We start from the raw sequence: 25313 nt of genomic DNA, 5'->3' as shown, positions 1-25313 counted from the left end.
CCGCTATGCGGGGCCTTCTTTTTTGGGCTCAATCCTGTTCTTTTTTGTTAGTGTCAAATTTACCCCCCTTTAAACTGCCGCATTTACCCTTCAGGCGATAAACGCGCTCGATATATACGGGTTGATGAATTAAGCGGGTTACAAACGAGTAACCAACGAGCAGCTGGGCGGATCTGAAACGACATGGCATCGCGAGACGGCAGAAACGGACGTATCGAACCTTCCTTCGGCAAACCGCAGGAAAAGGAAGAGGACGTGTTTCGCGTCGATGAGGAGGAGCGCATGGCCCGTCCCGAACGTAAAAGCAAACAGCCGAAAGATCGCGAGCCTCGCGGTTCGCGTCGCACATCTAAAAAGCGTGGCGGCTTTTTCGGGTTTGTTCGCCGTGCATTCTACTGGTGTCTCGTGCTGGGTCTTTGGGGCGGGATCGCTTTCGCCGGTATGCTCGTCTACTTCGCAGCCAAAATGCCTCCGACAACAGATTGGACCATTCCAGATCGTCCGCCGAATGTTCGTATTGTTGACGTGCAGGGCAACCTCATTGCCAATCGCGGCACAACGGGCGGTGAAGCAGTCGGGTTGCATGAAATGTCACCCTTCATTCCGCAAGCTGTTATGGCGATTGAAGACCGCCGCTTCAGAACGCATTTCGGTATCGATCCGATCGGTCTTGCCCGTGCGATCGTAACAAATGTGACCTCGGGCCGTGCTGTTCAGGGTGGCTCGACGCTCACGCAGCAGCTTGCCAAGAACCTCTTCCTATCGCCCGACCGTACGCTTGAGCGTAAGGTACAGGAAGTGATGCTCGCCCTCTGGCTTGAGCACAAATATACCAAAGATCAGATATTGGAGATGTATCTGAACCGCGTCTATCTCGGTTCGGGTGCCTATGGCGTCGACGCTGCATCGCGACGCTACTTTGGAAAATCCGCCAAAGACGTGAACCTCATGGAAGCGGCAACTCTTGCCGGTCTTCTGAAAGCTCCATCCCGTCTTTCGCCTGCGCGTGATCCGGAAGCGGCCAGTGCCCGCGCCAAGCTGGTGCTCGGTGCCATGCGCGAGGAAGGCATGATTGATGACCGTCAGGTTGCTATCGCCGAAAGTGAGCCGCCGACACGCGCGGCCTCGTATTGGCAAGGCTCTGAAAACTATTTTGCTGACCGGGTGGTAGCAGAAATCCCAACGCTGATTGGAGAGACAAAGACCGACATCACTGTTGAAACCACTGTCGATCTGAATTTGCAGCGTGCTGGTGAAGAAGCGATCAAGGATCAGATTTCCGCAAACGGCAAAAAGTTGAATGTCAGTCAGGCGGCTCTGGTTTCCATCGACGGTACGGGTGCTGTGCGCGCATTGGTCGGCGGCTATGATTATGCCGCCAGCCAGTTCGACCGCGTAACCGACGCACGCCGTCAACCAGCCTCGTCCTTCAAACCTTTTGTCTATCTCACGGCGCTTGAACAGGGTCGCACGCCAGACTCAGTGCGCAACGACGCGCCTGTGCGGATCGGCAAATGGACGCCGAGCAACGACAACGGCAAATATATGGGAGAGGTGACACTGGCGACAGCGCTGTCTCACTCACTCAATTCCGTTTCGGCACAGCTTGTTATGGAAGTTGGCCCGCAAACCGTGATCGACACCGCCCACCGCCTTGGCGTTCAGTCGAAGCTCGAACCCAATGCCTCGCTGGCGCTTGGTACCTCGGAAGTCTCCCTGCTCGAATTGACAGACGCCTATGTGCCGTTTGCCAATGGTGGTTATCGTGCGCCGGTCTATTTCATCACGAAGATCACGGATTCCGAAGGCAAGGTTCTGTACCAGAGAGAAGATGGCGTCGGCCCGCGCGTGATCGACGAACGCAATGTCGGCATGATGAATGCCATGCTTCGCCGTACCGTTGAAGACGGAACAGCAAAGCGTGCGGCCTTTGGCTGGCCTGCAGCCGGTAAAACCGGCACCAGCCAGAATTTCCGCGATGCGTGGTTTGTCGGCTATACTGCCAACCTCACCACAGGCGTTTGGTTCGGCAATGACGATGGAAAGGGCATGAAGCGTGTCTTCGGCTCCACACTTCCTGTTGCCGCGTGGAAGGCGTTCATGAAGGAAGCCCATAAGGGTGTGCCAGTCGCAGAACTGCCCGGCCATTACGATATTCAGAACGTTGTGCCCGGCGGCAGCGACGGTATCGATCCGAATGTTCCATATGATCCGAGCATGATGCCTCAGGGGGGCTATGGAGATCAGCCCATTGCAGGCAATGGGGATGACGGCTATTGGCCACCGGCACCAGATTCTCCTGCCCGCAATACCCTTCAGCAATCAGGACAACAGCCAGCTCAGTCGAACGGAACACCAGCCAATTATCCGGTAAATGACAATGGTGCGCCCATGCCTCCCGGCAATGTGGGCGGACCGCCGCCACAGCAGCGTGATTCAACAACATTGCTCGATATCATCATGGGCAATACGCAGTAAGAGAGCCAGGCCGGTCATTGACCGGCCTGCCCTCGCGATCAAGTGAAGCACCCCGCATTGCCGGCTGCTAATTCTCCTCGAAATCCTGAGCGGCTTAGTCTATTCAAGGATTGAGAGTGAGGTTTTCATGTCTACAGTTTCCCACACTGATACGTCCCGATCTGATGCTCCCAACGCGGATGCGGAACGTAAGACCCTTGTGCTGACAGGGGCAAGTCGCGGCATTGGTCATGCCACAGTCAAGCGCTTCTCGCGTGCTGGCTGGCGCGTCATCACCTGCTCGCGTCAGGACTTCGCCGAAAACTGCCCGTGGCCAGCAGGACCGGAAGACCATATCAAGGTTGATCTGGCCGATCAGGAAGATATCGGCAAAGCCATTGCTGAAATCCGGCGCAGGTTGGAAGCCAATGGCAGCAAACTGCATGCGCTCGTCAATAATGCCGGCATTTCTCCGAAAGCAGAAGGCGGTCGTCGTCTGAACTCCATTGAAACGCCTATGGCTGTGTGGCGCGATGTGTTTCAGGTAAACTTCATGGCACCAATTATGCTGGCGCGCGGATTGTTCAGGGAACTGGAAGTGGCACAGGGTTCGGTGGTCAATGTAACTTCCATTGCAGGCAGCCGTGTTCATCCCTTCGCAGGCACGGCTTATGCAACGTCCAAGGCAGCACTGGCGGCCCTTACCCGCGAAATGGCTTCCGATTTTGGCCCGCATGGCATCCGAGTAAATGCAATCGCGCCGGGCGAAATCGACACCGCAATCCTGTCACCTGGTACGGAAAAGCTGGTGGAACAATTGCCGATGCGACGCCTTGGCAAGACCTCCGAAGTCGCTGAAACCATCTACTATCTTTGCTCCGAAGCCTCGTCCTATGTGACCGGCTCGGAAATCCATATCAATGGTGGTCAGCACGTCTAACCTATTTTCAGAAGCACGGTGTTGAACAACACCGTGCTTTTGTGTTTATGCTCGCACCTTCAATCGATTTAGAGCCGTTCCACGTAAGATTGAAACTGCTCTAAAAATTGTTTTTACGCATTCTCCTGCGCAAAGTCGCTTCGCGCTTTTGCTGGAAATGCTCTAACAGCCGAGTTGTCCCTATGATCCTATGCTGCGGTGAAGCCCTGATTGATATGCTGCCACGCGAGACAGCCGAAGGCGAAACAGCCTTTGTGCCTTTTGCCGGTGGCTCGGTTTTCAATACTGCCATCGCGCTCGGAAGGCTGAGTGTTCCGACTGGATTTTTCTCGGGCCTGTCATCGGATTTCTTCGGTGAGGTACTAAGGGACACGCTTGCTCGCTCGAATGTCGATTATTCCTATTCAGCGATCTCCGACCGTCCGACGACGCTGGCCTTTGTGCGCCTCGTAGACGGACAGGCACGCTATGCCTTCTATGATGAGAACACGGCGCTGCGTATGCTTTCCGAAGGCGACATACCGCTGATAGACGATGCAATCAACGCACTGCTTTTTGGCTGCATCAGCCTGATTTCCGAGCCATGCGGCAGCGTCTACGAAACACTGATGACGCGTGAGGCATCAAAGCGCGTGATGTTCCTCGACCCGAACATTCGCGCGAGTTTCATCACCGACCGCGAAAAACATCTCGCCCGCATGAAGCGCATGATCGCGCTTGCGGATATCGTGAAGCTTTCAGACGAGGACCTCGACTGGTTCGGTGAAAAAGGCAGTCACGACGAGATTGCAGCCGAATGGCTCAAGCTGGGCCCCAAGCTGATCGTTATCACCAAGGGCGCGCACGGTGCCGATGCCTACACAGCGAATGCAACCGTTCGCGTGCCCGGCGTGAAGGTGGATGTCGTGGATACGGTGGGGGCTGGCGACACTGTCAATGCAGGTATTCTCGCAAGCCTGCATAATCAGGGACTGCTGACGAAGGATGCGGTGGCCAATCTCGACGAAGATCAGATTCACGCAGCTGTGGCATTGGGTGTTCGCGCTGCAGCTGTCACTGTTTCCCGCGCTAGCGCTAATCCGCCGTGGGCGACAGAAATGCGGGATTGATTTCTCAATCCTCCGGGCCAATGCTGTCATCCAAAGCAGGAAAGCATAAACATGGCCCAGAATATTTACGACCGCACGGACTTTTTCTCGGCCTATAGCCAGTTACCACGCTCAGTATACGGATTGGATGGTGCACCGGAGTGGCCCTGTATCCGCTCGCTGCTACCTGATCTATCTGGCAAAGACATTGCTGATCTGGGCTGCGGTTTTGGGTGGTTTTCTCGTTTTGCCCGCGAACAGGGTGCAGCCTCCGTCACCGGTTACGATCTGTCGGAAAATATGCTCGAACGCGCGCGGCATGACACGCAGGACCATGCGATCCACTATGTGCAAGCAGATATGGAGACATTGGAACTGCCAGAAGCACGTTTCGATCTGGTCTATAGCTCGCTGGCCTTTCACTATATCCGTGACTTTCCCCGATTGCTCAACACGATCCATCAGGCGCTTCGTCCCGGTTCTCATTTTATCTTCACAATCGAACATCCGATTTTCATGGCACCGCTAAAGCCCGGTTGGATTGTGGATGAAGACCAGAGCAAACACTGGCCTGTCGATCATTATTCTGTCGAAGGCGAAAGACGCACTGACTGGCTTGCCGAAGGTGTCATTAAATATCACCGCCGCCTGAGCACGACTGTCAATGCATTGATCGAAGCAGGCTTCGCCGTCAAAAATCTTGAAGAATGGCGCCCGACACCCGCTCAAATCGAAGCCATGCCCGCATTGCGCGACGAGGTGGAGCGTCCAATGCTTCTGATCGTATCAGCAAGCCGATAGACGGGCACAAAACGACATCGACCTGTATTGCCCTTGACCCGACGCATTTCGCGCTTTCTATAGGGGACGGGCGGGAGAGAATCGAAAATTGGCGAAGGACAAATCATTGGACGTCTTGCGCATAGCAGCCTTCTCGCAAGGCAATCAGGGCGGCAATCCCGCCGGTGTACTGATTTCTGAAAAACTCCCCTCAGCCGAGGAAATGCAGAAAATCGCCAAGGATGTTGGCTTTTCGGAAACGGCTTTTGCCATGCCGGAAGGAGACAGCTGGCGCGTGCGCTATTTTGCGCCCGAAATGGAAGTGCCGTTCTGCGGCCACGCCACGATTGCACTGGGTGCGGCACTTGCCATGCGCGAGGGTGACGGGCGTTTTGCATTAAAGCTCAATCATTCCGACATCAGCGTAGAGGGCCGCAAGGAAGGCGATCTGTTTTCAGCCAGCCTTCAATCGCCCGGAACGCGCAATCGTGCTGCATCTGAAATCGAGATCGAGCAAGCGCTTGCGCTGTTCAACTATGAGAAAGATGATCTGGCACCGGGCATTCCGCCTGCACTGATCCATGCCGGTGCAGATCATATCGTATTAGCGTTGCGCTCCCGCGAGAAACTGGCGGCCATGCATTATGATCTGCCGCGCGGACGGGTTCTGATGAAACGGCAGGGCTGGACCACGATCCTTCTGGTGCACTCTGAAACGCCACAGCGCTTTCACAGCCGCAATCCCTTTGCCTCAGGCGGGGTTTATGAAGACCCGGCCACGGGCGCATCCACAGCGGCCTTTGCTGCCTATCTGCGTGATTTAGGCTGGCCCCATGACGGGTCTATTGAAGTGTTTCAGGGCGAAGATATGGGCGTTCCGTCACATCTCCGGGCGGAAATCGGCCTTGTGCGTGGCGAATCCATTCGCCTGTCCGGCACTGCCCGTCTGATGGAGTAAAGCCAAAGCGTTTCCCTTTTTTAATTGCACCGAAGGGAAACGCTTTATCTGTTTGGTTTATGGCATCATCCAACGCAAAACCGCTACGCAACTTTGCTGGATATGCTCTGCGCGCGCAGCTCATTACACGCGAACGAGCTGCTCCACACGCTCTTCATTGCCAAAGAAATTGAGATAACGTTCAACTTCCTTGGGATCGCCTGTCGCCTTCTGCGGATTGTCGGAAAGCTTGACCGCCGGGCGTCCGTTGGCATCAATCACCTTACAAACCAGTGATATGGCTTTGAGGCCATGAATGGTGGTTGGCGCGCAACCGGCAAAATCATTGGTAAGGTTCGTGCCCCAACCAAAACTCATGCGGACCCTACCCTCGAAGTGACGATAGGTTTGCTCGATTGTGTCAACGTCGAGAGCATCCGAGAAAATCAGCAGTTTTTCGCGCGGGTCTTTGCCGCGAGACTTCCACCATTCGATGATGCGTTCGCCGCCTTCGATTGGCGGGGCGCTGTCAGGACGGAAGCCGGTCCAGTCGGCGACCCAATCCGGTGCACTGCGCAAAAACGCTGCCGTGCCGAAAGCATCGGGCAGAACAATCAGAAGATTACCACCATAATAGCGGTTCCAATCCTGAAGCACCCGATAAGGGGCGCTGCGCAACTCATCATCCGTATTGGCAAGCGCTGCCAGCACCATTGGCAATTCATGCGCATTGGTGCCGAGCGCTTCAAGATCGTTATCCATCGCCAGAAGTACATTGCTGGTGCCGGTGAATGCTCCGCCGATACCTTCCTTCAGGGCTTCCACACACCAGCGCTGCCACAGGAATGAGTGACGGCGGCGGGTGCCAAAATCCGAAATCTTGAGGTCCGGCAACTCACGAAGCCGCTCGACCTTGCTCCACATCTTGGCTTTGGCGCGCGCATAAAGAACATCGAGTGAAAAAGGCCCAAGGTTCTTCATTGCAGCACGTGAGCGCATCTCGTTGATGATCGCAAGCGCTGGAATTTCCCACATGGTCGTGTGCGACCATGGCCCATGAAAGTGCAGCTCATACTGACCGTCTTTGCGGCGCAAATCATATTCGGGAAGCTGGAAATCATGCAGCCAGTTGAGAAACTCCGGCTGGAAAATCTGCTTGCGGCCATAAAAGCTGTTACCCGCCAGCCAGATCATTTCCTTTTTGCTGAAACGCAGTGTGCGCGCGTGATCAAGTTGCGCGCGCAGCTCACCCTCATCGATCTCATCAGCAAGACGCACCGAGGTTGTTCGATTGATAAGGGCGAAGGTCGCATCCACTTTGGGATAGAGACCCCAGATCATCTGCAACATCAGAAGTTTGTAAAAATCCGTATCCAGCAGGCTGCGGACAATCGGATCGAGCTTCCATGTGTGGTTATAGACGCGCCGTGCGATATCGGTTTTGGCCATGACGGCCTCCATTGCATGAGCATATGCTGCAATCACCCCTGGTGAATTACAGCAAAGAAAAAGGCGGGTTTTCACCCGCCTTTTTAAATGCTTCATTCAGATTTGGGAAGCTCTACAATGATCTCATGTTCACCATCGGGTTTGATCGCAACCCCTTCATCGGGCTTGGTGATTTTACGCCCATTGAGCTTGATCGCTTTCGTCTTGGCCCCTGTCACCACCTTGACGTGATAGGTCGCATCTCCGAAGCGCAGATCAGCTTCATAACCGTCCCATTCAGGTGGCAGTGCGGGATCAAAATGCAGACGGTCGCCACGCTTGGTGACCCCCAGAATGCCTTCCGTTGCCACGCGGTAGAACCAGCCAGCAGAACCTGTGTACCAGGTCCAGCCACCTTGTCCGCGACGCGGTTCGACCGAATAGATGTCGGCTGCAATCACATAGGGCTCAACGCGGTAGACATCCGGATTGCGTCCATGGTTGACCGGGCTGATGAGCGAGAACAGACGCCACGCTTCTGCGGCCTTGCCCATGCGAGCCAGTGCCAGAATGGCCCATGTCGCACCATGCGTGTACTGACCACCATTCTCACGAACGCCGGGCGGATAGCCCTTGATGTAGCCAGGCTCCTGCACCGTCTTGTCAAAAGGCGGTGTGAACAGACGCAGCAATTCGCCCTGATCGTCGAGCAGATATTTCTCAAGCGAAGCCATTGCCTGCTCCGAACGCTTTGGATCGGCAACGCCAGACAATACGCTCCATGACTGCGCGATAGCATCGATCTGACATTCGTCGCTGTCTTTCGAGCCGAGCGGCGCACCGTTATCGAAGAAGCCACGACGATACCATTCGCCGTCCCAGCCATCGCGATCAAGCGCTTTGGTCAGGCTATCGAGATGCTTCTCCCATGCTTTTGCGCGTTTCGCATCCTTGCGTGATTCCGCTATCGGGATGAACTGACGCAGCGTGTAGGCAAGGAACCAGCCGAGCCACACACTTTCGCCTTCGCCCTTAACGCCGACCAGATTCATACCATCGTTCCAGTCGCCACCCAGGATCAGCGGCAGACCGTGTTTGCCAGTACGTTCAATCGCAAGATCGAGCGCCAGTGCACAATGCTCATAGAGACTTTCCGTGTTCTTCGAGATTTGCGGCTCGTAGAACGCATCATGCTCGCCTTCTTCCAGCTTGCGGCCCTCAAGGAATGGCAGCTTCTCGTCAAGAATTGCACGATCACCGGTCGTTTCCACGTAGAGCGATGTGCCATAGCCAAGCCAGACCACATCGTCGGAGATCAGTGTTCGCACGCCAGCACCCGTCGCCGGCAACCACCAATGCTGTACGTCGCCTTCCGGGAACTGACGCGAGGCCGCATTGAGGATCTGCGCACGAGCCAATGACGGATCAATGAGCAGAAGCGATAGCGTATCCTGCAACTGGTCGCGGAAGCCGAAGGCGCCACTTGCCTGATAGAAGGCAGCACGTGCCCATATACGGCAGGCGATCGCCTGATATGGCAGCCAGCCATTGATCAGCAGATCGAATGCGGGATCCGGTGTCTTGACCTGAACGCGACTGAACAGCCCCTCCCAATGCTTGCGAGCAGCATTGAGTTTGTCATCGAAAGATACCTTGCGGCTTTCTGCGACGAGCGCTTTTGCCTGTTCCTGATCGGCAGCATTGCCGAGCAGGAAGACCAGTTCGCGGCTTTCGCCCGGACCAACCTCAATATCAAGCGCCAGCGCCGCACATGGATCGCGTCCTGCTTCAACTGTGCCTGAAAGCGCCTTGCCAGCTAGCACAACTTCCGGCTTGTCGACCGATCCTGTCGAACCGATGAACTCGCCACGGTCGGCAGTAACCGATTGCGGTTTTTCAGTTGCGGCAAAGAATGCCACCTGACCGGACTTGTCGGGATGATATGGATTGCCTGCAAAGAGCGCACCGAGTTCTTCATCCTGCGACGGCACGATGAAAGGCACATTCTTGGCGCGGGCATTGCCCAGAACCCATTCGACATAACCATAGACACGCAGCTTGCGCTTCGACCGGCCCTTATTGGTAATCGTCAGACGCGAAAGTCGAACCGGCTTTTCGGCATCGACAATATGGGTGAGTTCCAGCGCAAGTTCACCATGCTGTGCCGCAAAGGTCGTATAGCCATGGCTATGGCGCGCTTCATAGGTGACAGCTTCATCGCGCAGGACATTTGCCGTCGGTGCAAAGCTGCGGCCCGTTTCACGATCAAGGATATAGATAGCCTCGCCCGGACGGTTTGTAACCGGATCATTCGCCCAAGGGGTGAGCTGATAATCGCGGCTGTTGCCAGCCCAGGTGAAGGCCGATCCTTCGGCCGAAACATGGAACCCGAAATCCGGATTGGCGATGACATTGATCCAAGGATGCGGCGTGGTCGTGCGATTATTGATCCGCACCACATAGCTGCCATCCTCGGCAAAACCGCCATAGCCGTTCCAGAACTGGAGATCATCGCCCGTTGGTGCGGGACGCGTGACTGGCTTTGGCTTTGCAATCAGACGACGCTCTTCCGTGCCGCGCTCAAGTGCAATAGGTGCAAGCCCTGCGGCACCCAAACCCTGCTGAGCAGTAGCCGGTGTTTTGGCGTCGCTACGCGCGGCAAGATCAACCGTGATTTCCTCGCTACGGCGCAGCTGTTCGGCAAGAGAACCGTTCTGTGCATGCATCACGATGCGAGCAGAAGCCAGAAGCGTGTTGTAGCTTTCTTCACTCATCTGATCACGACGAACCGCAAAGATATGCGGCTGTCCGCCGCCACGAGCGCGGAAGCCTTCAACGATCCAGTCAATGGCGCGTTGCGTATCCTGCGCATAGGAGAATGCGCGTTCATTGACCGCAACAACGTCAACGGTCAGGCCCTTGCTGCGCCAGTATTCCTGCGCGCGCAGCACGCCACGCAGCACATCAAGATCGGCTTCGTTATCGATGCGAAGGGCAAAGACCGGATAATCGCCCGAGATCGACATCGGCCAGAGATCAGACTGCTTGCCAAGGCCGCTTGCTATCGTTTCGGGTGGCTGACGCAAGGTGCGTTCAGGATAAAGCAGATAGGCTGCAACCTTCTGATAGTCAGCAGCTTCGGCTGGCTTGATGCCGATATGATAGAGCTGCACCTGCGAACTCGTCCATGACAGCGAGTATTCGCGCGCAAAGGTTTCCGGATGACGATGCATCGAGACCGCATGTTCAACCGCATCGCGACTTCCACCTGCAAAGGTCCAGAAAACAAGGCTGACCTTCTTATGCGCAGGAACGCGAACGCGTGTGCGTACCGATGCTATCGGATCAAGCACACAGCCCTGGCTTCCGGTGAAGGTTGCACCATCATCAAAGGCTGCGGCATCGCGGAGTGAGCGACCACGACCGATGAAAGCACGACGGTCGGTTTCGACTTCCGTTTCTCGAACAGAGCCAGACAAATCCGTCACAAAATGCGCGACGTGAATATCGGGATCGGACGGTGCGCGTTTGCGACGTTTCGCATAAATGGTTGAACCATTGTCCGCAATTTCGGTTTCAACAAACATCTTGGCAAAAGCCGGATGCGCTGCATCGCTGTCGCTATCAGTCAACACCAGTTCGGAATAGGACGTGACTTCAATCACGCGATCACGCGCACTGGTGTTGATGATATCGAGCCTGCGGCCTTCACCATCAGATTCTGACGAAACGATCACTTCCATGACCGTTTTGATGTCACCGGCAGTCTTGTAGAACTCCGCCTTGTCTTCAGTGAAGACAGTCTTGGTTTCTTCTTCAGGATTGCGTACCGGCTCGCCCGTCGCAGACCACCAGTATCCGCTTTCCATGTCGCGCAGGAACAGGAACGTGCCCTGCAAGTCTTCCGACGCATCGGCATGGAAACGGGTGATGTCCCAATTGTGCCAGCGGCTGTAGCCGGAGCCATTCGCCGTTACCATCAGCGCATACTGGCCATTCGACATCATATGCGTTGTGCGTGGAGCCTTGAACGGCACATCGATAATACGCATCGGCGCATCGTCGAAACCGCCCGAATCCACGCGCATCGGATTTTCCGTCTTCGCATAGATCATCGGAATTTCGCGCGGTGCCTTTTCCTGCAACAGCAGTTCAGCTGCTTCGATCACCGGATCGGAATGGAAGCGTTCACGCATGCGGCCTTCGAAGATCACGTTATTGACCGCGATAATCGACATGCCATGGTGGTGGGCATAATAGTTTTTCACCACCGCACAGGTTTCACCTTCGCGAACACGCGATGGCGTGAAGTCCACGGAATCGTGGAAACCATAGCGACCAAGAGCACCGAGCTTTTCCAGACGCTTCAGATTGGCGACGGCTGCGGCAGGCTGGTACTGGGATGCCAGCAAGCTTGCATAGGGCGCGATAACCGCGTTACGCGACAGGCCACGCTGAAGGCCGAGGTTCGGTACACCAAAGTTCGAATACTGGTAATTCATATGCGCGTCACGCGCATTGAATGCCGCTTCCGAAATACCCCATGGCAGTCCACGCGAAGTCGCGTAATCGATCTGGCGCTGCACAACGAGCTTGTTGGTCTGATCAAGCAACGAACCAAGTGGCTCGGACATAACCAGCGGCGGCATCAGATATTCGAACATCGATCCGGACCAGGAGAGCAGAGCGCCCTTCCAGCCGACCGGCACCAGAAGACGGCCAAGCTTGAACCAATGTTCAACCGGCACGTCGCCCTTGGCAATGGCAAACAAACTCGCAAGACGGGCTTCTGATGCCAGAAGATCGTAGCAGCTTTCATCCAGCTCGTTTTCCTGCACGCGGAAGCCGATCGACAGAAGCCGACGCTCTTTGCGCTCAAGGAAGCCGAACTGCATGTCAAAGGCCAGCTGACGCGACCGTGATGCAAGATCACGCAGGCGTTCTCGCAACTCGTCCGTGTTGTGCTCGCCCATCGAGTCGTCGGTATGGGCCTTGCAGGTTTCAACGAGAATATAGGCCCACTCGCGCGCTTCCGCACTTGCAGGGGTTTCGATCTCGCTGTCGAGTTCTTCCATCAGGCGCACAATATCGGTCGCGAAAAGCGACAGATTGATGGTGCGGAAGGATGCCGTTTCCGGCTCTTCCTTGATGGTGCGCACAGCACGACGGAAATTGGCGATCCGCTCTTCCAGACGACGGCGCAATGGCCGCAGGATACGGCGATCATCCGGGATGCCCGCAATCGTTTCCTCAAGCACATCGTTGACGTCGAGAATACCGTCGAGATCGGCCTGGAGATAAACCGATGGTGCTTCTGCCCATTCTTCCAGCGCCGACGAGAGCGTCACAAGATGTCCAGCGAGATTGCCACTATCCACGGCAGACACGTAGAGCGGACGCATCGGCGTCAGCGTATTGGTCTCATACCAGTTATAGAGATGGCCCTGATATTTCTCCATCTTCTCAACCGTGTTGACGGTGGCCGCAACGCGATCAAGCGTCTCGGTAAAGCCAATCCAGCCAAAGTCACGCGCCGCAATCACCGAGAGAAAATAAACGCCGATATTGGTTGGCGACGTACGCTGCGCAACAATCGGAGCTGGATCTTCCTGGAAGTTGTCCGGCGGAAGATGATTGTTTTCCTCATTCGTGAATTCGGCGAAATAACGCCAGGTGCGGCGTGCATAACGGCGAAGAGCCGACTTGTCGGAGGACAATACTTCCAGCGTGTCCTGCGGCTTGGCAGAACGGCTGACGAGCCAGGCAATCAAGGGCGAGGCAAACCAGATCACAGCGAAAGGTGCTGCAATCATTGCAGCATGGCTTTGAGCAGCCAGCGGCATGAAAATCGCAATGCCCGCAATGACAATAGCTGGCCACATCATCTGGAAATAGAACAGAAGTGTGTCGGGGGCGGACTTCGCCTGTGCCGCTGTACGCCATTCGAGCAAATTGCGACGCGAGACAAACAGGCGATAAATCGTACGTGCAATCGCATCAGCCATCAGGAATGCAGAATGCGCAATGAAGGTCGTGCGCAGGGCCACGTCCGCCGTGCCCAGTGCAATATCGGTCAGAACCGACTGCGCATGGCCTTTGAGCGAATAGTCCATATTTGACGGAATAAGATTGGTGACGATGCCAAAGGTCGGCGCCACAAACATGCTGATGATCAGGAAGCCCTGCCAGACAGCAGCTGGTCCGATTGGCAGCACGCTCCAGCCGATAATGGCCGCAACCAGCCACAGAATAGGATTGAGCGAACGACGCAGATTATCAACCATTTTCCAGCGTGTGATCGCGCTGACACCACGGCCTGTCGAAAACAGCCATGGCAGAAGCTGCCAGTCGCCACGCGCCCAACGGTGATGGCGCGACACGTCCACATTATAGCCGGTTGGATAATCTTCTACGACTTCGACATCGCTGACGAGTGCTGCACGGGCATAACCGCCTTCGAGCAGATCGTGGCTGAGAAGCGTGTTTTCCGGCACCCGGCCTTTCAACGCGATCTCAAAAGCATCAATGTCGTAGAGGCCCTTACCCGTGAAACTGCCTTCACCGAGCAGGTCCTGATACGAATCTGAAACGGCGAAAACGTATGGATCGATGCCGCGATTAACCGAGAAAACACGCTGCAGGAACGAAGCTTCGTCGCCTGTTGTCAGCGATGGCGTCACGCGCGGCTGCAAAATGCCATAACCACGAACGACCTTACCGGTTTTCTCATCGAAAACCGGACGGTTCAATGGATGGCTGAGCTTGCCAACAAGGTTGGTGACCGATTCTGGCGTCAGTCGCGTATCCGCGTCCAGCGTCATGACGAATTTGACGTCTTTCGGCAGGCGCTCGTCCGGTGGGAAGAAGCTCGTATCCTGATCGCCACGCAGCAGCAGGTTCAGCTCATGAAGTTTGCCGCGCTTGCGCTCCCAGCCCATCCAGCAGCTCTGTTTTTCATTAAACAGACGACGGCGGTGAAGCAGGAAGAAACGCGGTTGTTCGCCGCCGGTATAGTGTTCATTCAGCTTGGCAACTTCATCACGCGCATATTCGTATATTTCCATATCCGCAGGCGTGATTTCCTGCTTGCCATCCACCCAGTCGCTGACGAGTGCGAAATAAATCTCGCCACGTGGATTGGTCAGATAATGGACTTCGAGATTGCGGATTTGTTCATCGATGGAATCACGCGAATTGATAAGCGTCGGCACGGCAACAAGCGTGCGCGCCTCAATGGGCAAACCTTCTTTATATTCAAAGCCGATCAGGCGCGTCGGCTGCACGAACCACGGCACCAGCGCATTGAACAGCGAATAAGACGCGTCCATTGCCGGGAAAAGTGCGAGCAGCGTGAACAGGGTACGCAGATCAGCCGAAAGGCCTGCTCTGCTCATGCAGTAATTGACCGTCAGAAGGATCAGAATCGTGAAAATGGCCGTTGGGATGAAAAAGCCCAATAGGCCCAGATTACGATAGAAACGAAGGACTTTGACGCCGAATGGCGCCTTGTAGCCGCAAACCTTTTCAAGCTCGGAACGCCCCTCGCCTGAAAGATAATAGGCGATAGAGCCTTTGCCTTCGGTGCCGTTGGCATCTGCTGGTCCGGCGGACCTGCTGTCTTCCGCAAGCTTGAGTGCAGCCCAGGTGATGTCGATTTCGCTCATATTCGAAAAACGAGCGAGCTTTTCAATCGTCACGCGATAGGCGTTGCGCGAACGGAAATCCAGAAGCTCGAAATCGCTGTGATCGCGCAGGATCGCATCGACTTCATTGACGGTTTCAAACCAGGTTTCCCAATCGATATCATCGATGGTTTTGAGGCTGCGAATGGCATTGCCCATCGTGACGCCGCCCGTCGACTGCCGGGCATGTTCTTCAACGATAGCGTCTTCGGGATTGCTGCCTTCCTGCTCAAGAATGTGCTCAAGCCAGCTTGCCGCGGCCGATGTGTCGGTCGAGGCGCTGCGCAGGCGATAGAGCAGATGCGTGGCAAATGTGCTGTCGCGTGCGGCTTGCGCATATTGCGCGAGAACCGTGTCGAGCTCATCCCCATCAGCCGCAACAACGATGCGATCTGCGGCGGTATTTGCGAGATTGCGCATATTGCGCGCGCGATCAACGCGCAGCGCCAGACGACGCGCATTCTCGATAAGGAAATAGCGCACAGCTGATGGCAGCGCCCACAGCTCACCAATCTTTAACGGCTCGACCGTCTGAAAGCCCTGAACGAGTGCTGTCAGCGATTTCAGCGAGAAATTGCTGTCAGTATGGGCAACATAAAGCCATGCCAGCGCGAATATACGCGGCATGTCCTGATATTTTTCAACACGAGCCGCATAAGGCGGCAGCTGGCGAATGAACTTGCGCGGCAAATCGCGACGTGTCTGCTGGACCGTCTTGTCGATCTGATAATGATTATCGAGAAGCCACTGCGCTGCCGGCGTTATCGTCTCGCCTGCGCGAGAAGCCGCATCGGACGAACGGTAAGCATGCAGGATCAGCTTGCCATTTTCAGACAGGCGCTGATCGAACTCAAAAGCCTGATAGCCGGGCAATTCCAGCTCTTCCCCACGTGCAACGGTGGCCGCGAGTTCTCGCAGCTCATCCTCGCTTTTATAAAGAGCACGTATCGGAGAAGGTTGTTCGGGCGGAATCTGATCCGAAGTCTTGCGATCGGCAATGGACGAATTAGACGGCGAAGAAGACAATTCCGGCATGTGCCTTAACAGCCTTTCCGAAGGGAATAAGTTAAATGCGGCGGGCGGATACTGAATGCACTTAGAATTTTCATCTCAGGGGAACGACAGTATCCGTATTCGGTTCCCTGAATGTCGATATCATTTGGCCAAAATGCGACAACGGGTTGTGCTGATATTCAAACCGTTTGAATCGCAACGCACAATTCTTTCCGAACATTAATGTTGCGTTATAAAATATGCGCCTTTTGCAACCCTAACATACTGAAAATAAGAATAATACTACTCTACGTAACAGATTGCGAAAATGCCATGTGGCTCGGCTGGACGTTTAAGCTCCAGTCGGCGGAGAGGTTACTCCAAACGTCAGTTTCGAAAAATCCACTAAATTCATAAACTTGCCGGGGATCATTCGGATTTCGGCACTTGTCCCGCGTATGTAACAGACGATGCGAATGTCAGAATCAGACCACCATCAGCCTCAAAAGACAAAAAGACATCCGCATCAAACATAAAACGCGGATGTCGCACTGATAGCTGCCCGTCGGGCTGGTCTAAACTATGAATGTTCCCTGGCGAGAACCGCAGGGCTTTTAACTGCATCGGTCACATCATCATTTCCGAAAACCTGCCAATAGCGCGGACGGAAAGCGATGCGGCTTTTTTCCGAAGCCGGATGTTCGGCCGGTATTTCGATCTCGACACGCTCGCGCGCACCGCCTATTTCAAGTTCCACGCGCCGTTTGCCGCCAGATCTGCGGCTTGCAACGACTGTACCCGCAATGCAGCCGCCGCAACCGTCGAGCAACTCAACATCATGCGGGCGGAAAAACAACCGTGCTTCGCCATCCGTGGCACCATCGACCGTCAGACCAATATTACGGTCGGCCAGCCAGAGTTCACCCTTTTCAATGCGCACAGGCAGAGTACTGGATTCACCAATGAAGCCATAAACGAACGGCGAATTGGGCGTATCATAAACTTCGTCGGGTGTGCCAATCTGCTCGATGCGCCCCTGGCTCATCACCACCACCCGATCAGCAAGTTCCAGCGCTTCATCCTGATCATGAGTAACAAACACAGTCGTATGACCCGTCTTGTCATGGATTTCGCGCAGCCAGCGACGCAGCTCCTTGCGAACCTGTGCGTCGAGCGCTCCGAACGGTTCATCGAGAAGCAGAACTTTCGGCTCGATCGCCATGGCGCGGGCAAGAGCCACGCGCTGGCGCTGACCACCGGAAAGTTGTGATGGATAGCGGTCTTCGAGACCCTTCAACTGCACAAGATCAAGCAATTCAAGCGCGCGGCGCTTAATCTCGGCGCTGGCTGGACGGGTGTTGCCCGGGCGAACTTTCAAACCGAAACCGATATTCTCGGCAACCGTCATATGGCGAAACAGCGCATAGTGCTGGAACACGAAACCGACATTACGCTCCTGCACACTTTTGTGCGAAGCATCCTCTTCACCAAAATAAATAGCCCCCTCGGTCGGCTTTTCCAGACCGGCAATCAGGCGCAACAAGGTAGTCTTGCCCGAGCCAGACGGTCCGAGCAGAGCAATCAACTCGCTTGAACGGATGTCGAGCGACACATTATGCAATGCCGGAAAGCGAGCAAACTCTTTACGCACACCGGCGACACGAACTTCCATTCCCAATCCTTTCCCCAACCGCCAACTGCGAAGCCAAAGCTCGGGCGGCTTATTCTCTTGTATGTAATCTAATTATTAATGCCCGTTACCGCCAGCCAGTTCATTGCCGTAACGCAGCTCAAGGATTGCTTTTAGCGCCAGGGTCACCAGTGCAAGCAACGCCAGTAGTGAGGCGACTGCGAATGCCGCGACGAAATTATACTCGTTATAGAGGATTTCAACGTGCAACGGCATCGTGTTCGTAAGACCGCGAATATGGCCAGACACCACAGAAACCGCCCCGAATTCGCCCATCGCCCGCGCGTTACACAGCAGAACGCCGTAAAGAAGCCCCCATTTGATATTGGGCAGGGTGACATAACGGAAGGTCTGCCATCCATTTGCACCCAAAGAAATTGCTGCTTCCTCATCGCCGCTGCCCTGTTCCTGCATCAGCGGAATAAGTTCGCGTGCCACAAAAGGAAAGGTCACAAAGAGCGTTGCCAGCACAATACCGGGCACGGCAAAGAGTATCTGGATATTGTGGCTCGACAGCCATGGCCCCAGTAGTCCATGACTTGCAAACAGCAGCACAAAAACAAGACCGGAAATAACCGGCGATATCGAAAATGGCAGATCGATCAGTGTCGTCAGAACTGCCTTTCCTTTGAACTCGAATTTGGCGATCGCCCAGGCCGCAGCCACACCAAACACCAGATTGACCGGCACGGATATTGCCGCAACAAGCAAGGTCAACCTGATGGCCGCCCAGGCGTCCGGCTCGACGAGTGCTGTAAAATACTCTTCCGTCCCCTTGCGGAAAGCCTCCACAAAGACCGCAACCACCGGCAGAATGAGGAAAAGCGCCAGAAACACCAGTGCTATGCCAATCAGGAGTATTCTTGTCGGCAGACTTTCCGTCACCGCACTGCGCATCGAAGTTGTCATGTCATTCGCCATGGCCATACTTCCTTCTCGTCCAGGACTGGATCAGATTGATGAACAGCAACATGGCAAATGAAAGCGCCAACATCACAGCCGCAAGCGCAGTCGCCCCGGCATAATCATATTCCTCAAGCCTGATGACGATCAGCAAGGGCGCGATTTCCGACACATAGGGCGTATTGCCCGCAATGAAGATAACCGAGCCATATTCGCCAACCCCGCGTGCGAAAGCGAGCGCAAAGCCTGTGAGAATCGCAGGCTGCAAACTTGGCAGAAGCACCCGCCAGATTGTCTGGAAACGTGACGCGCCAAGGGTTGCGGCAGCTTCCTCAACCTCGCGGCTGATTTCTTCCATAATGGGCTGCACTGTACGCACCACGAAGGGCAGGCCGATGAAAATCAGTGCCACCACGATACCAGCGCGCGAAAAAGCAATCCGAATATTAAACGGCGCCAGCAGGCTACCAATCCAGCCATTGGGCGCATAGATCGAGGCCAGCGCGATACCAGCAACAGCTGTAGGAAGCGCAAAAGGAATATCGACGATAGCATCAATGAACCGCCGCCCCGGAAAGCGATAACGCACCAGAACCCATGCCAGGATCACGCCGAACACAACATTGACAAGCGCTGCAACGAAGGCCGTGCCAAAGCTGGTTTCAAGCGCTTTTATGGTGCGTTCATCGGTGATGATGCGCCAGAAACCCGACAAGCCGACATCGGTTGAGCGCAGCACAAGAGCCGCAAGCGGAATAAGAATAAGAAGGGTCAAGTAGGTGACACTAAAACCGAGTGTCAGTCCGAAGCCCGGAATGACACTCGGTTTTCTGAAATGCCACCCTGATCTGACCGATGCAGGGCGCGAAGACATCAATATTTGTTCCCTTTTATTGATCTTTCGTGTGACTGCGTCCCAGTGGAATTATTATTTTGCAGGCTTGTAGATCTGGTCGAATGTCCCTCCGTCACCGAAGTGATAAGGCTGCGCCTTGGCCCATCCACCGAAGATTGGATCATCAATCGTCACGAGCTGCAATTGCGGAAACTCGCGTTTCTGGTCGGCAGGCACAACATCTGGCTTGGATGGCCGATAGAAATGCCTGGATGCAAGTGCCTGACCTTCCGGTGAATAAAGATATTCGAGATAGGCCTCGGCCACCTTACGCGTTCCGTTTTCGTCGGCATTCTTGTCGACCAGCGCAACGGGTGGTTCAGCGAGGATGGACTGCGGCGGCACCACGATGTCAAAAGCATCTTCGCCGAACTCAGCAATCGAAAGATAAGCCTCATTTTCCCAAGCCAGCAGCACATCACCAAGCTGGCGCTGCACGAAGGTCGTTGTCGAACCGCGTGCACCGGTATCAAGCACGGGCACATGGCGGAACAACTCGCCGATATAGCCCTTTATCTTGGCTTCATCGCCGCCATATTCCTTGTAGGCCCAGGCCCAGGCAGCCAGATAGTTCCAGCGCGCACCACCCGAGGTTTTCGGGTTTGGCGTAATGACTTCAACACCGTCCTTAACCAGATCGCCCCAATCTTTTATGGCCTTGGGATTACCCTTGCGCACGAGAAAAACGATCGTGGAGGTATAGGGGGAGGAATTGTCCGGGAGGCGCTTGCGCCAATCTTTGTCGATCTTGCCGGAATGTTCGACAATCGCGTCGATATCGCTTTCCAGCGCGAGCGTAACGACATCGGCCTTCACGCCGTCAATGACGGAGCGCGCCTGCTTGCCCGACCCGCCATGGGAAACGCGGATCGTCAGATTTTCCCCGGTCTGATCCTTCCAGTGCTTTGCAAAGGCTGCGTTGTAATCCTTGTAAAGCTCACGCGTCGGATCATAGGACACATTCAAAAGCGTCTGATCCGCATGACTTGCCTGAATAGTTCCAGCCAGTGACGCTGTTGCCACAAAAGCTGCAAGCGTGAATGAGAATCTCGATATGTTCATGACCACCTCTCCGCGTTTCATTCATCAAACAGTATCAGAGGTCTTTGCTCACAGGATGCCACAAGGTTTCTCTTATTTGAAAGCAGTTCGGAAATTATGAGCAATCCTAAGAGATTGCGGGGAATAAATTTCTACCCGTCCTTTCCAATAACTGGAACAAGGGTACGAATTATCAATGTTGAGATGAGAGAGGCAGCAGTTCTAAAATCAGCAGCTGCCCTGAAAAGGTGGGACCCGGATTGGGATTGCGGGGGCAAATTTAGTCCGGGTCCCGGCCGATCTAACGACCAGCAGATTCACAACGGTCGAAGATGGATTCGGTTCCAGTATAAAATTGAAATTCCAAGAGTTTTTCTACCAGAGCGCGAAACGGCCGCCACAGTTTCATATTTCGAAATGAATTATCGCCATATTGAACGGTGAAAACAGCACCCACAGGCCAGACAAACAGTCGGGTGAAAGAGAGATCAGTATGCAAAAATATCTATTCAATGCGGGTATCGTGCTCGTCATGACAGTTCTGACGACAAGCCCTGTTCTGGCTCAAACAATCAGCCGGGACTCCATCATTCGCACTGATTACATCTGCGAACGCGGAGTTGTCGTGCCGGTTACCTACATTCATGCAGGCGAAGAACCAGCTTTCGCCGTGCTGGATGCTGAAGGCAAGATGGTTGCGTTACAATGGCACGACGCTCTCAAGAAATATGTCGGCATGGATGAACAGGACAGCTATCGCTGGTCTGAGAAAGACGGACAAGCCGTCCTGAGCCACCTTGAAGCTGACGACTCAGCCAAAGAAGTGACAATTCTGTCTTCCTGTCGCGCCGACGACAGTGATCAGTAACGATCCTGCCAATCAGGGGACGAGATAGTGCTTGTCCCACTGATCCTGCGGAACTTCATCGCCAATATCGTAGTCGAATGATACGACATTGATGTGCTCATTGTCTGTCTTGCAGACAAAAGCGAGTTTATACCAATGCTCACGACTGCGGAAAGCAGCACCGTCAGCCTGAATGCTGTTATTTCCAGCTACAGGATCGGAAAAAGCATAGGCTAGCACCTTATCGACCGAAAACTTTCTCTCATCCCGGCTGATCCGTTCCATCGCCTCGACATCGCAGCGCTGTTCAAGACGCGTTGCAGGATCAAGCTTTTCAAGCTGCGCCTTTTCGAGCGCCGTCATAGCCATGGACGGTGCGCTCAAAGAGACGACGACAGACATGGCCCCGAAAGACACGGTGACGAAAGACAAAAGGCGAGCGATGGCAGAATTCGGGATCAGAGCAGAGAAAAATTTCATGGGATTTCGGATAACTCACTTCGCAAGAGATTTATGAAAGAGGCTTAGTAACACACTCTTTGCGTCAGCTTGTCGACCATCACGTGAATTTTACAGCCCTTCATCCCCACAAGAACGCCAGACACGATCAGGAAACATTCTCTTCAAACAAAGTCCGGTCACGGCCCGCCTCTTTCGCGGCATAAAGAACCTTGTCGGCACGCTCCACCGCTTGCCAGAGGTCATCCTTATGGCGGAGCCGGACAACACCAAAGCTGCATGTAACCTTTGCACCATTTGAAAGGCGCGAAAATTCGTGGGCTTTAACGTTTTGCCGGATCGTTTCGACCAACGCGAAAGCTGCGTCAGACGGCAGATCATCGAGATAGAGGATAAACTCCTCGCCGCCGGTCCGTGCCGTTAAATCACGGCTCCTTAAATGCGCCTGAAGAACATCTGTAAACTCTTTCAAAACCGCGTCACCCGTCGCGTGCCCATAAACATCATTGATCGTTTTGAAATAATCGATGTCACAGGCCACGATCCAACCGGAAATATTGCCGCGTCCCTTAGCCAGCATGCGGGTTTCCAACCCACGGCGGTTAAGAAGTCCGGTGAGGGGGTCGCTATCGCGCTCGTGGACGAGTTCATTGAAGCGATCGGCGCCTGCGGCAGCAAAAAGCACAAGCCCGGCGATAACGGCTGCCACGGCTGTTGAGAAAACCGTCCACTGCCAGAAAGGTGTGAAGGCAAAATCAACCGGCGTTCCCTCACTGACTATGGAATGTGCAGTCAGCAATGTGCGCGGGAAAAATTGCACAGCTACCAGAACCAACATACCCAGAATGAGCTTATCGGCAGGGGAGCCATAAACCAGGCTGCGCAGATACCAGACAATGGCCAGAATCATGCATGCAAGCCCGAGATTGAGAACATAGACCCGGCCAAGCAGGCTTGGATGCGGATAGATGAAATAGATGACGCCGCCGAGGACGAGCGCAAGACTTGCCACGCAGAACCATAGCGGTAAACTCAGTCCCGATCGCCGCAGAATCCCCTGCCCGCCTGCCAACGTGCCAGCCACATAGATTACGGTCGTCAGCATTGTGTTCTGTCCGTCATCAGCTGGTATATCGACAAGCTGAGAAAGCATGGCCAAGCCAATGCAGAGAAAGCACAAGGCGCACCACAGGAGATAGAGGCGCAGTTTATCTACTGCCCAGACAATGACAAAGGCCAGTGAAAACAGGAGCAGAACGGCAGGTAGTACATAGAGCATATAATTATTATCTTATTTCAACTGTCAGTGAGTCTTATCGCCTTCCTTAATTAAAAACACAATTCGGTAAATTAGATTGGCCCTAGAAACGCAGACTGTTCGTATAAAACACTCTTGATTTCCCATATCCGCCCGTGCTTGAAACCTGCAAATGCAATCGGCAAGCTAACCTTATGGCCAGTTAGACGGCCAATCAGCAGTTTGCCGCGAAAGGAAGAGTTATGAAGCCCGTTTTCCTGCAACTGCAATGCACACCTGGCAAGACTTATGAGGTTGCCGACACGCTCTTTCAGCGTGAAATCGTGTCTGAGCTCTATTCGACCAGCGGCGAATATGACCTTCTTGCCAAAATCTATGTTGCCGAAGGTGAAGATATTGGCAAATTCATCAACGAGAATGTGCTGAATATTCCGAACATCGTGCGTTCGCTCACAACCCTAACATTTACCGCGTTCTAGAGCACATCCCGAAAGCTGACAACCAGCTCTCGGAAAAATTGTGCGTAAAAACAAAAAGATAGAGTATTTCTACCGATTCAACTTAATCTGAAATGCGCTGGTGTCTGGCTCCGACATTTGTATCCGCCTGCTACAGGCGCTGAGCAAATGTCGGAATCTGAATGCCGACAGCAAGTTTATGAAGCTTGCTTATTCAATCCCCCTCGCCTCGACATTACGAATAGCGGCGCAGTAAAGATTTGATTCACCATTAAACTATTATCCTGATCTCTCAGGGAACTCCCTGTGTCCTTGCGCATTGACTCCGTGATAGCCCGAACGAATGGGCCCCACGAAAGACTAAATCGATAGCGACACTGGAAAGAAGATGGATAATCTTGAACATAGGCGAGTACTGGTCGTGGAGGACGAAATTTTCGTCGCCCTCGACGTGGCTGCCACTGTAGAAGATGCCAACGGAACTGTTGTCGGCCCCGTTGGCACCGTAAGGCAGGCCATAGATATTATAAACAAACAGGATATCGATGCAGCCATTCTCGATGTCAATCTGGCTGATGGTAACCTGGAACCCATTCTTGACAGGCTGAAGAGCCGGAATGTCTTCGTCGTCATTCACACGGGCGGAGGGTTGCCTGCACATCTTGCAGCCCGCTATCCGGAAATGCCGGTGTTTCAGAAGCCTGTCCCACCCTATGTGCTGACACGAGCACTGGCTTCGGCACTTTCGCCCAACATGGTTCAACGCGCCTGATGCGTCACAGCTTCCCCGATTTTGCAACTGTGCTGAAAGAGGCTGAAGCGGAGCGCGACAGCGATGAGAATGCGCGGCGCCCTGCTGTTAATCTGGCGTCTGCAGTGTTTTCTGCCGGGTTCAATCCTGTTTCAAACGGGTCTTACCCGACAGAAAGAACTGTTCCTCAGTTCGATCTTCAAGATGTTGACAACGCTGAGGACAAGCTTGATCGCGAAATGCGCGAACTGGCAAAGCGCATGGAAAGCCAGTCGCCAGCATCCATTCGCAGTGAACTCAATCTGCGGCCCGACATGAAACGGGCGGAACTTCAACGCCTGCGCCGACGGTTCGCCGCGCAAAATCACCCCGACCGGTTGCCACAAGAGTTTCGTCTGGCTGCCGAACAGCGTATGAAAACAGCCAATGCCCTTCTCGATAGCGCGATGGTAATGGCTGCAATCTAGAGCCTGTTGTTTTCGCAATAAAACGCCGTTCAAAGAAATTTCATTGCGTTTGAGGAGTAAAATCTTTTGCATTATATCAATATTATGCTAGATTAGCCGTGTCGGTGCCTGTAATTGCTATTGCACGCCTGAACTTTTCCGCTGAACGCAACGTTCTTTAAAGATCGCGACCAGTGCAAACGCTGGGGCAATTTGCGCTTTGCTCTGCGGTAATGGTTCTGTCATACCGACATCACAGA

General features: G+C 54.2%; 17 protein-coding genes. 9 read left to right on the top strand and 8 right to left on the bottom strand.

The window, feature by feature from the left end; translation table 11 throughout:
* Positions 1 to 183 precede the first annotated feature (183 nt).
* From CEV32_RS19315 to CEV32_RS19295, 5 genes are all read left to right on the top strand, one after another.
* Entirely contained in the window at positions 184 to 2478 is a 2295-nt protein-coding gene (locus CEV32_RS19315) for a transglycosylase domain-containing protein (RefSeq protein ID WP_094578726.1), read from the top strand.
* A 127-nt stretch (positions 2479 to 2605) separates the two neighbouring features.
* Entirely contained in the window at positions 2606 to 3397 is a 792-nt protein-coding gene (locus CEV32_RS19310; RefSeq protein WP_094578725.1) for an SDR family NAD(P)-dependent oxidoreductase, read from the top strand.
* A gap of 182 nt (positions 3398 to 3579) precedes the next feature.
* Positions 3580 to 4506: a carbohydrate kinase family protein gene (locus CEV32_RS19305; protein WP_094578724.1), complete on the top strand. Its 927-nt coding sequence runs from the start codon at positions 3580 to 3582 to the stop codon at positions 4504 to 4506.
* A 51-nt stretch (positions 4507 to 4557) separates the two neighbouring features.
* Entirely contained in the window at positions 4558 to 5286 is a 729-nt protein-coding gene (locus CEV32_RS19300; protein ID WP_094578723.1) for a class I SAM-dependent methyltransferase, read from the top strand.
* A 106-nt stretch (positions 5287 to 5392) separates the two neighbouring features.
* Complete coding sequence (locus CEV32_RS19295; RefSeq protein ID WP_094579174.1) at positions 5393 to 6223, top strand: PhzF family phenazine biosynthesis protein; 831 nt, start codon at positions 5393 to 5395, stop codon at positions 6221 to 6223.
* A gap of 123 nt (positions 6224 to 6346) precedes the next feature.
* Here the strand turns inward: CEV32_RS19295 and pncB are convergent, their stop codons facing one another.
* From pncB to CEV32_RS19265, 6 genes are all read right to left on the bottom strand, one after another.
* Positions 6347 to 7651: a nicotinate phosphoribosyltransferase gene (gene pncB / locus CEV32_RS19290; RefSeq protein ID WP_094579173.1), complete on the bottom strand. Its 1305-nt coding sequence runs from the start codon at positions 7649 to 7651 to the stop codon at positions 6347 to 6349.
* A 92-nt stretch (positions 7652 to 7743) separates the two neighbouring features.
* Positions 7744 to 16347, bottom strand: a complete 8604-nt coding sequence (locus tag CEV32_RS19285) for a GH36-type glycosyl hydrolase domain-containing protein (RefSeq protein WP_094578722.1) — start codon at positions 16345 to 16347, stop codon at positions 7744 to 7746.
* Positions 16348 to 16885: 538 nt separating this feature from the next.
* A complete protein-coding gene (locus CEV32_RS19280; protein WP_094578721.1) occupies positions 16886 to 17977 on the bottom strand; it encodes a sulfate/molybdate ABC transporter ATP-binding protein in 1092 nt (363 codons plus the stop codon).
* Between the two features lie 75 nt (positions 17978 to 18052).
* The gene (gene cysW / locus CEV32_RS19275; protein ID WP_094578720.1) at positions 18053 to 18916 is read right to left on the bottom strand and encodes a sulfate ABC transporter permease subunit CysW; all 864 of its coding nucleotides are present in this window, start codon (positions 18914 to 18916) and stop codon (positions 18053 to 18055) included.
* On the bottom strand, positions 18906 to 19772 hold the full coding sequence (gene cysT / locus CEV32_RS19270) for a sulfate ABC transporter permease subunit CysT (RefSeq protein WP_094578719.1): 867 nt from the start codon (positions 19770 to 19772) through the stop codon (positions 18906 to 18908). Before cysT ends, cysW begins: the two co-directional genes overlap by 11 nt.
* A gap of 54 nt (positions 19773 to 19826) precedes the next feature.
* Positions 19827 to 20855 (bottom strand): sulfate ABC transporter substrate-binding protein, encoded by a 1029-nt coding sequence (locus CEV32_RS19265; protein WP_094578718.1) that lies wholly within the window; start codon positions 20853 to 20855, stop codon positions 19827 to 19829.
* Between the two features lie 472 nt (positions 20856 to 21327).
* On the opposite strand from CEV32_RS19265, the gene CEV32_RS19255 reads away from it, so the two are divergent.
* Positions 21328 to 21702 (top strand): lysozyme inhibitor, encoded by a 375-nt coding sequence (locus CEV32_RS19255; protein WP_328587928.1) that lies wholly within the window; start codon positions 21328 to 21330, stop codon positions 21700 to 21702.
* Between the two features lie 12 nt (positions 21703 to 21714).
* On the opposite strand, the gene CEV32_RS19250 is transcribed toward CEV32_RS19255, so the two are convergent.
* Together CEV32_RS19250 and CEV32_RS19245 are read right to left on the bottom strand one after the other, a co-directional pair.
* On the bottom strand, positions 21715 to 22083 hold the full coding sequence (locus tag CEV32_RS19250; protein WP_094579172.1) for a DUF930 domain-containing protein: 369 nt from the start codon (positions 22081 to 22083) through the stop codon (positions 21715 to 21717).
* A 205-nt stretch (positions 22084 to 22288) separates the two neighbouring features.
* Positions 22289 to 23419 (bottom strand): GGDEF domain-containing protein, encoded by a 1131-nt coding sequence (locus tag CEV32_RS19245; protein WP_094578716.1) that lies wholly within the window; start codon positions 23417 to 23419, stop codon positions 22289 to 22291.
* Between the two features lie 221 nt (positions 23420 to 23640).
* On the opposite strand from CEV32_RS19245, the gene CEV32_RS19240 reads away from it, so the two are divergent.
* From CEV32_RS19240 to CEV32_RS19230, 3 genes are all read left to right on the top strand, one after another.
* Entirely contained in the window at positions 23641 to 23877 is a 237-nt protein-coding gene (locus CEV32_RS19240; protein WP_094578715.1) for an Lrp/AsnC ligand binding domain-containing protein, read from the top strand.
* A gap of 367 nt (positions 23878 to 24244) precedes the next feature.
* Complete coding sequence (locus CEV32_RS19235; RefSeq protein ID WP_094578714.1) at positions 24245 to 24628, top strand: response regulator; 384 nt, start codon at positions 24245 to 24247, stop codon at positions 24626 to 24628.
* Positions 24628 to 25074, top strand: coding sequence for a hypothetical protein (locus CEV32_RS19230; RefSeq protein WP_094578713.1), 447 nt, complete (start codon positions 24628 to 24630; stop codon positions 25072 to 25074). The genes CEV32_RS19235 and CEV32_RS19230 overlap by 1 nt, the downstream gene beginning before the upstream one ends.
* Positions 25075 to 25313 lie beyond the last annotated feature (239 nt).

Source organism: Brucella rhizosphaerae (genome assembly GCF_002252475.1).
Classification (GTDB): Bacteria; Pseudomonadota; Alphaproteobacteria; order Rhizobiales; family Rhizobiaceae; genus Brucella; species Brucella rhizosphaerae.
The sequence above is the reverse complement of the archived record's forward strand: the minus strand, read 5'-3'. Positions and strand labels throughout refer to the sequence as shown.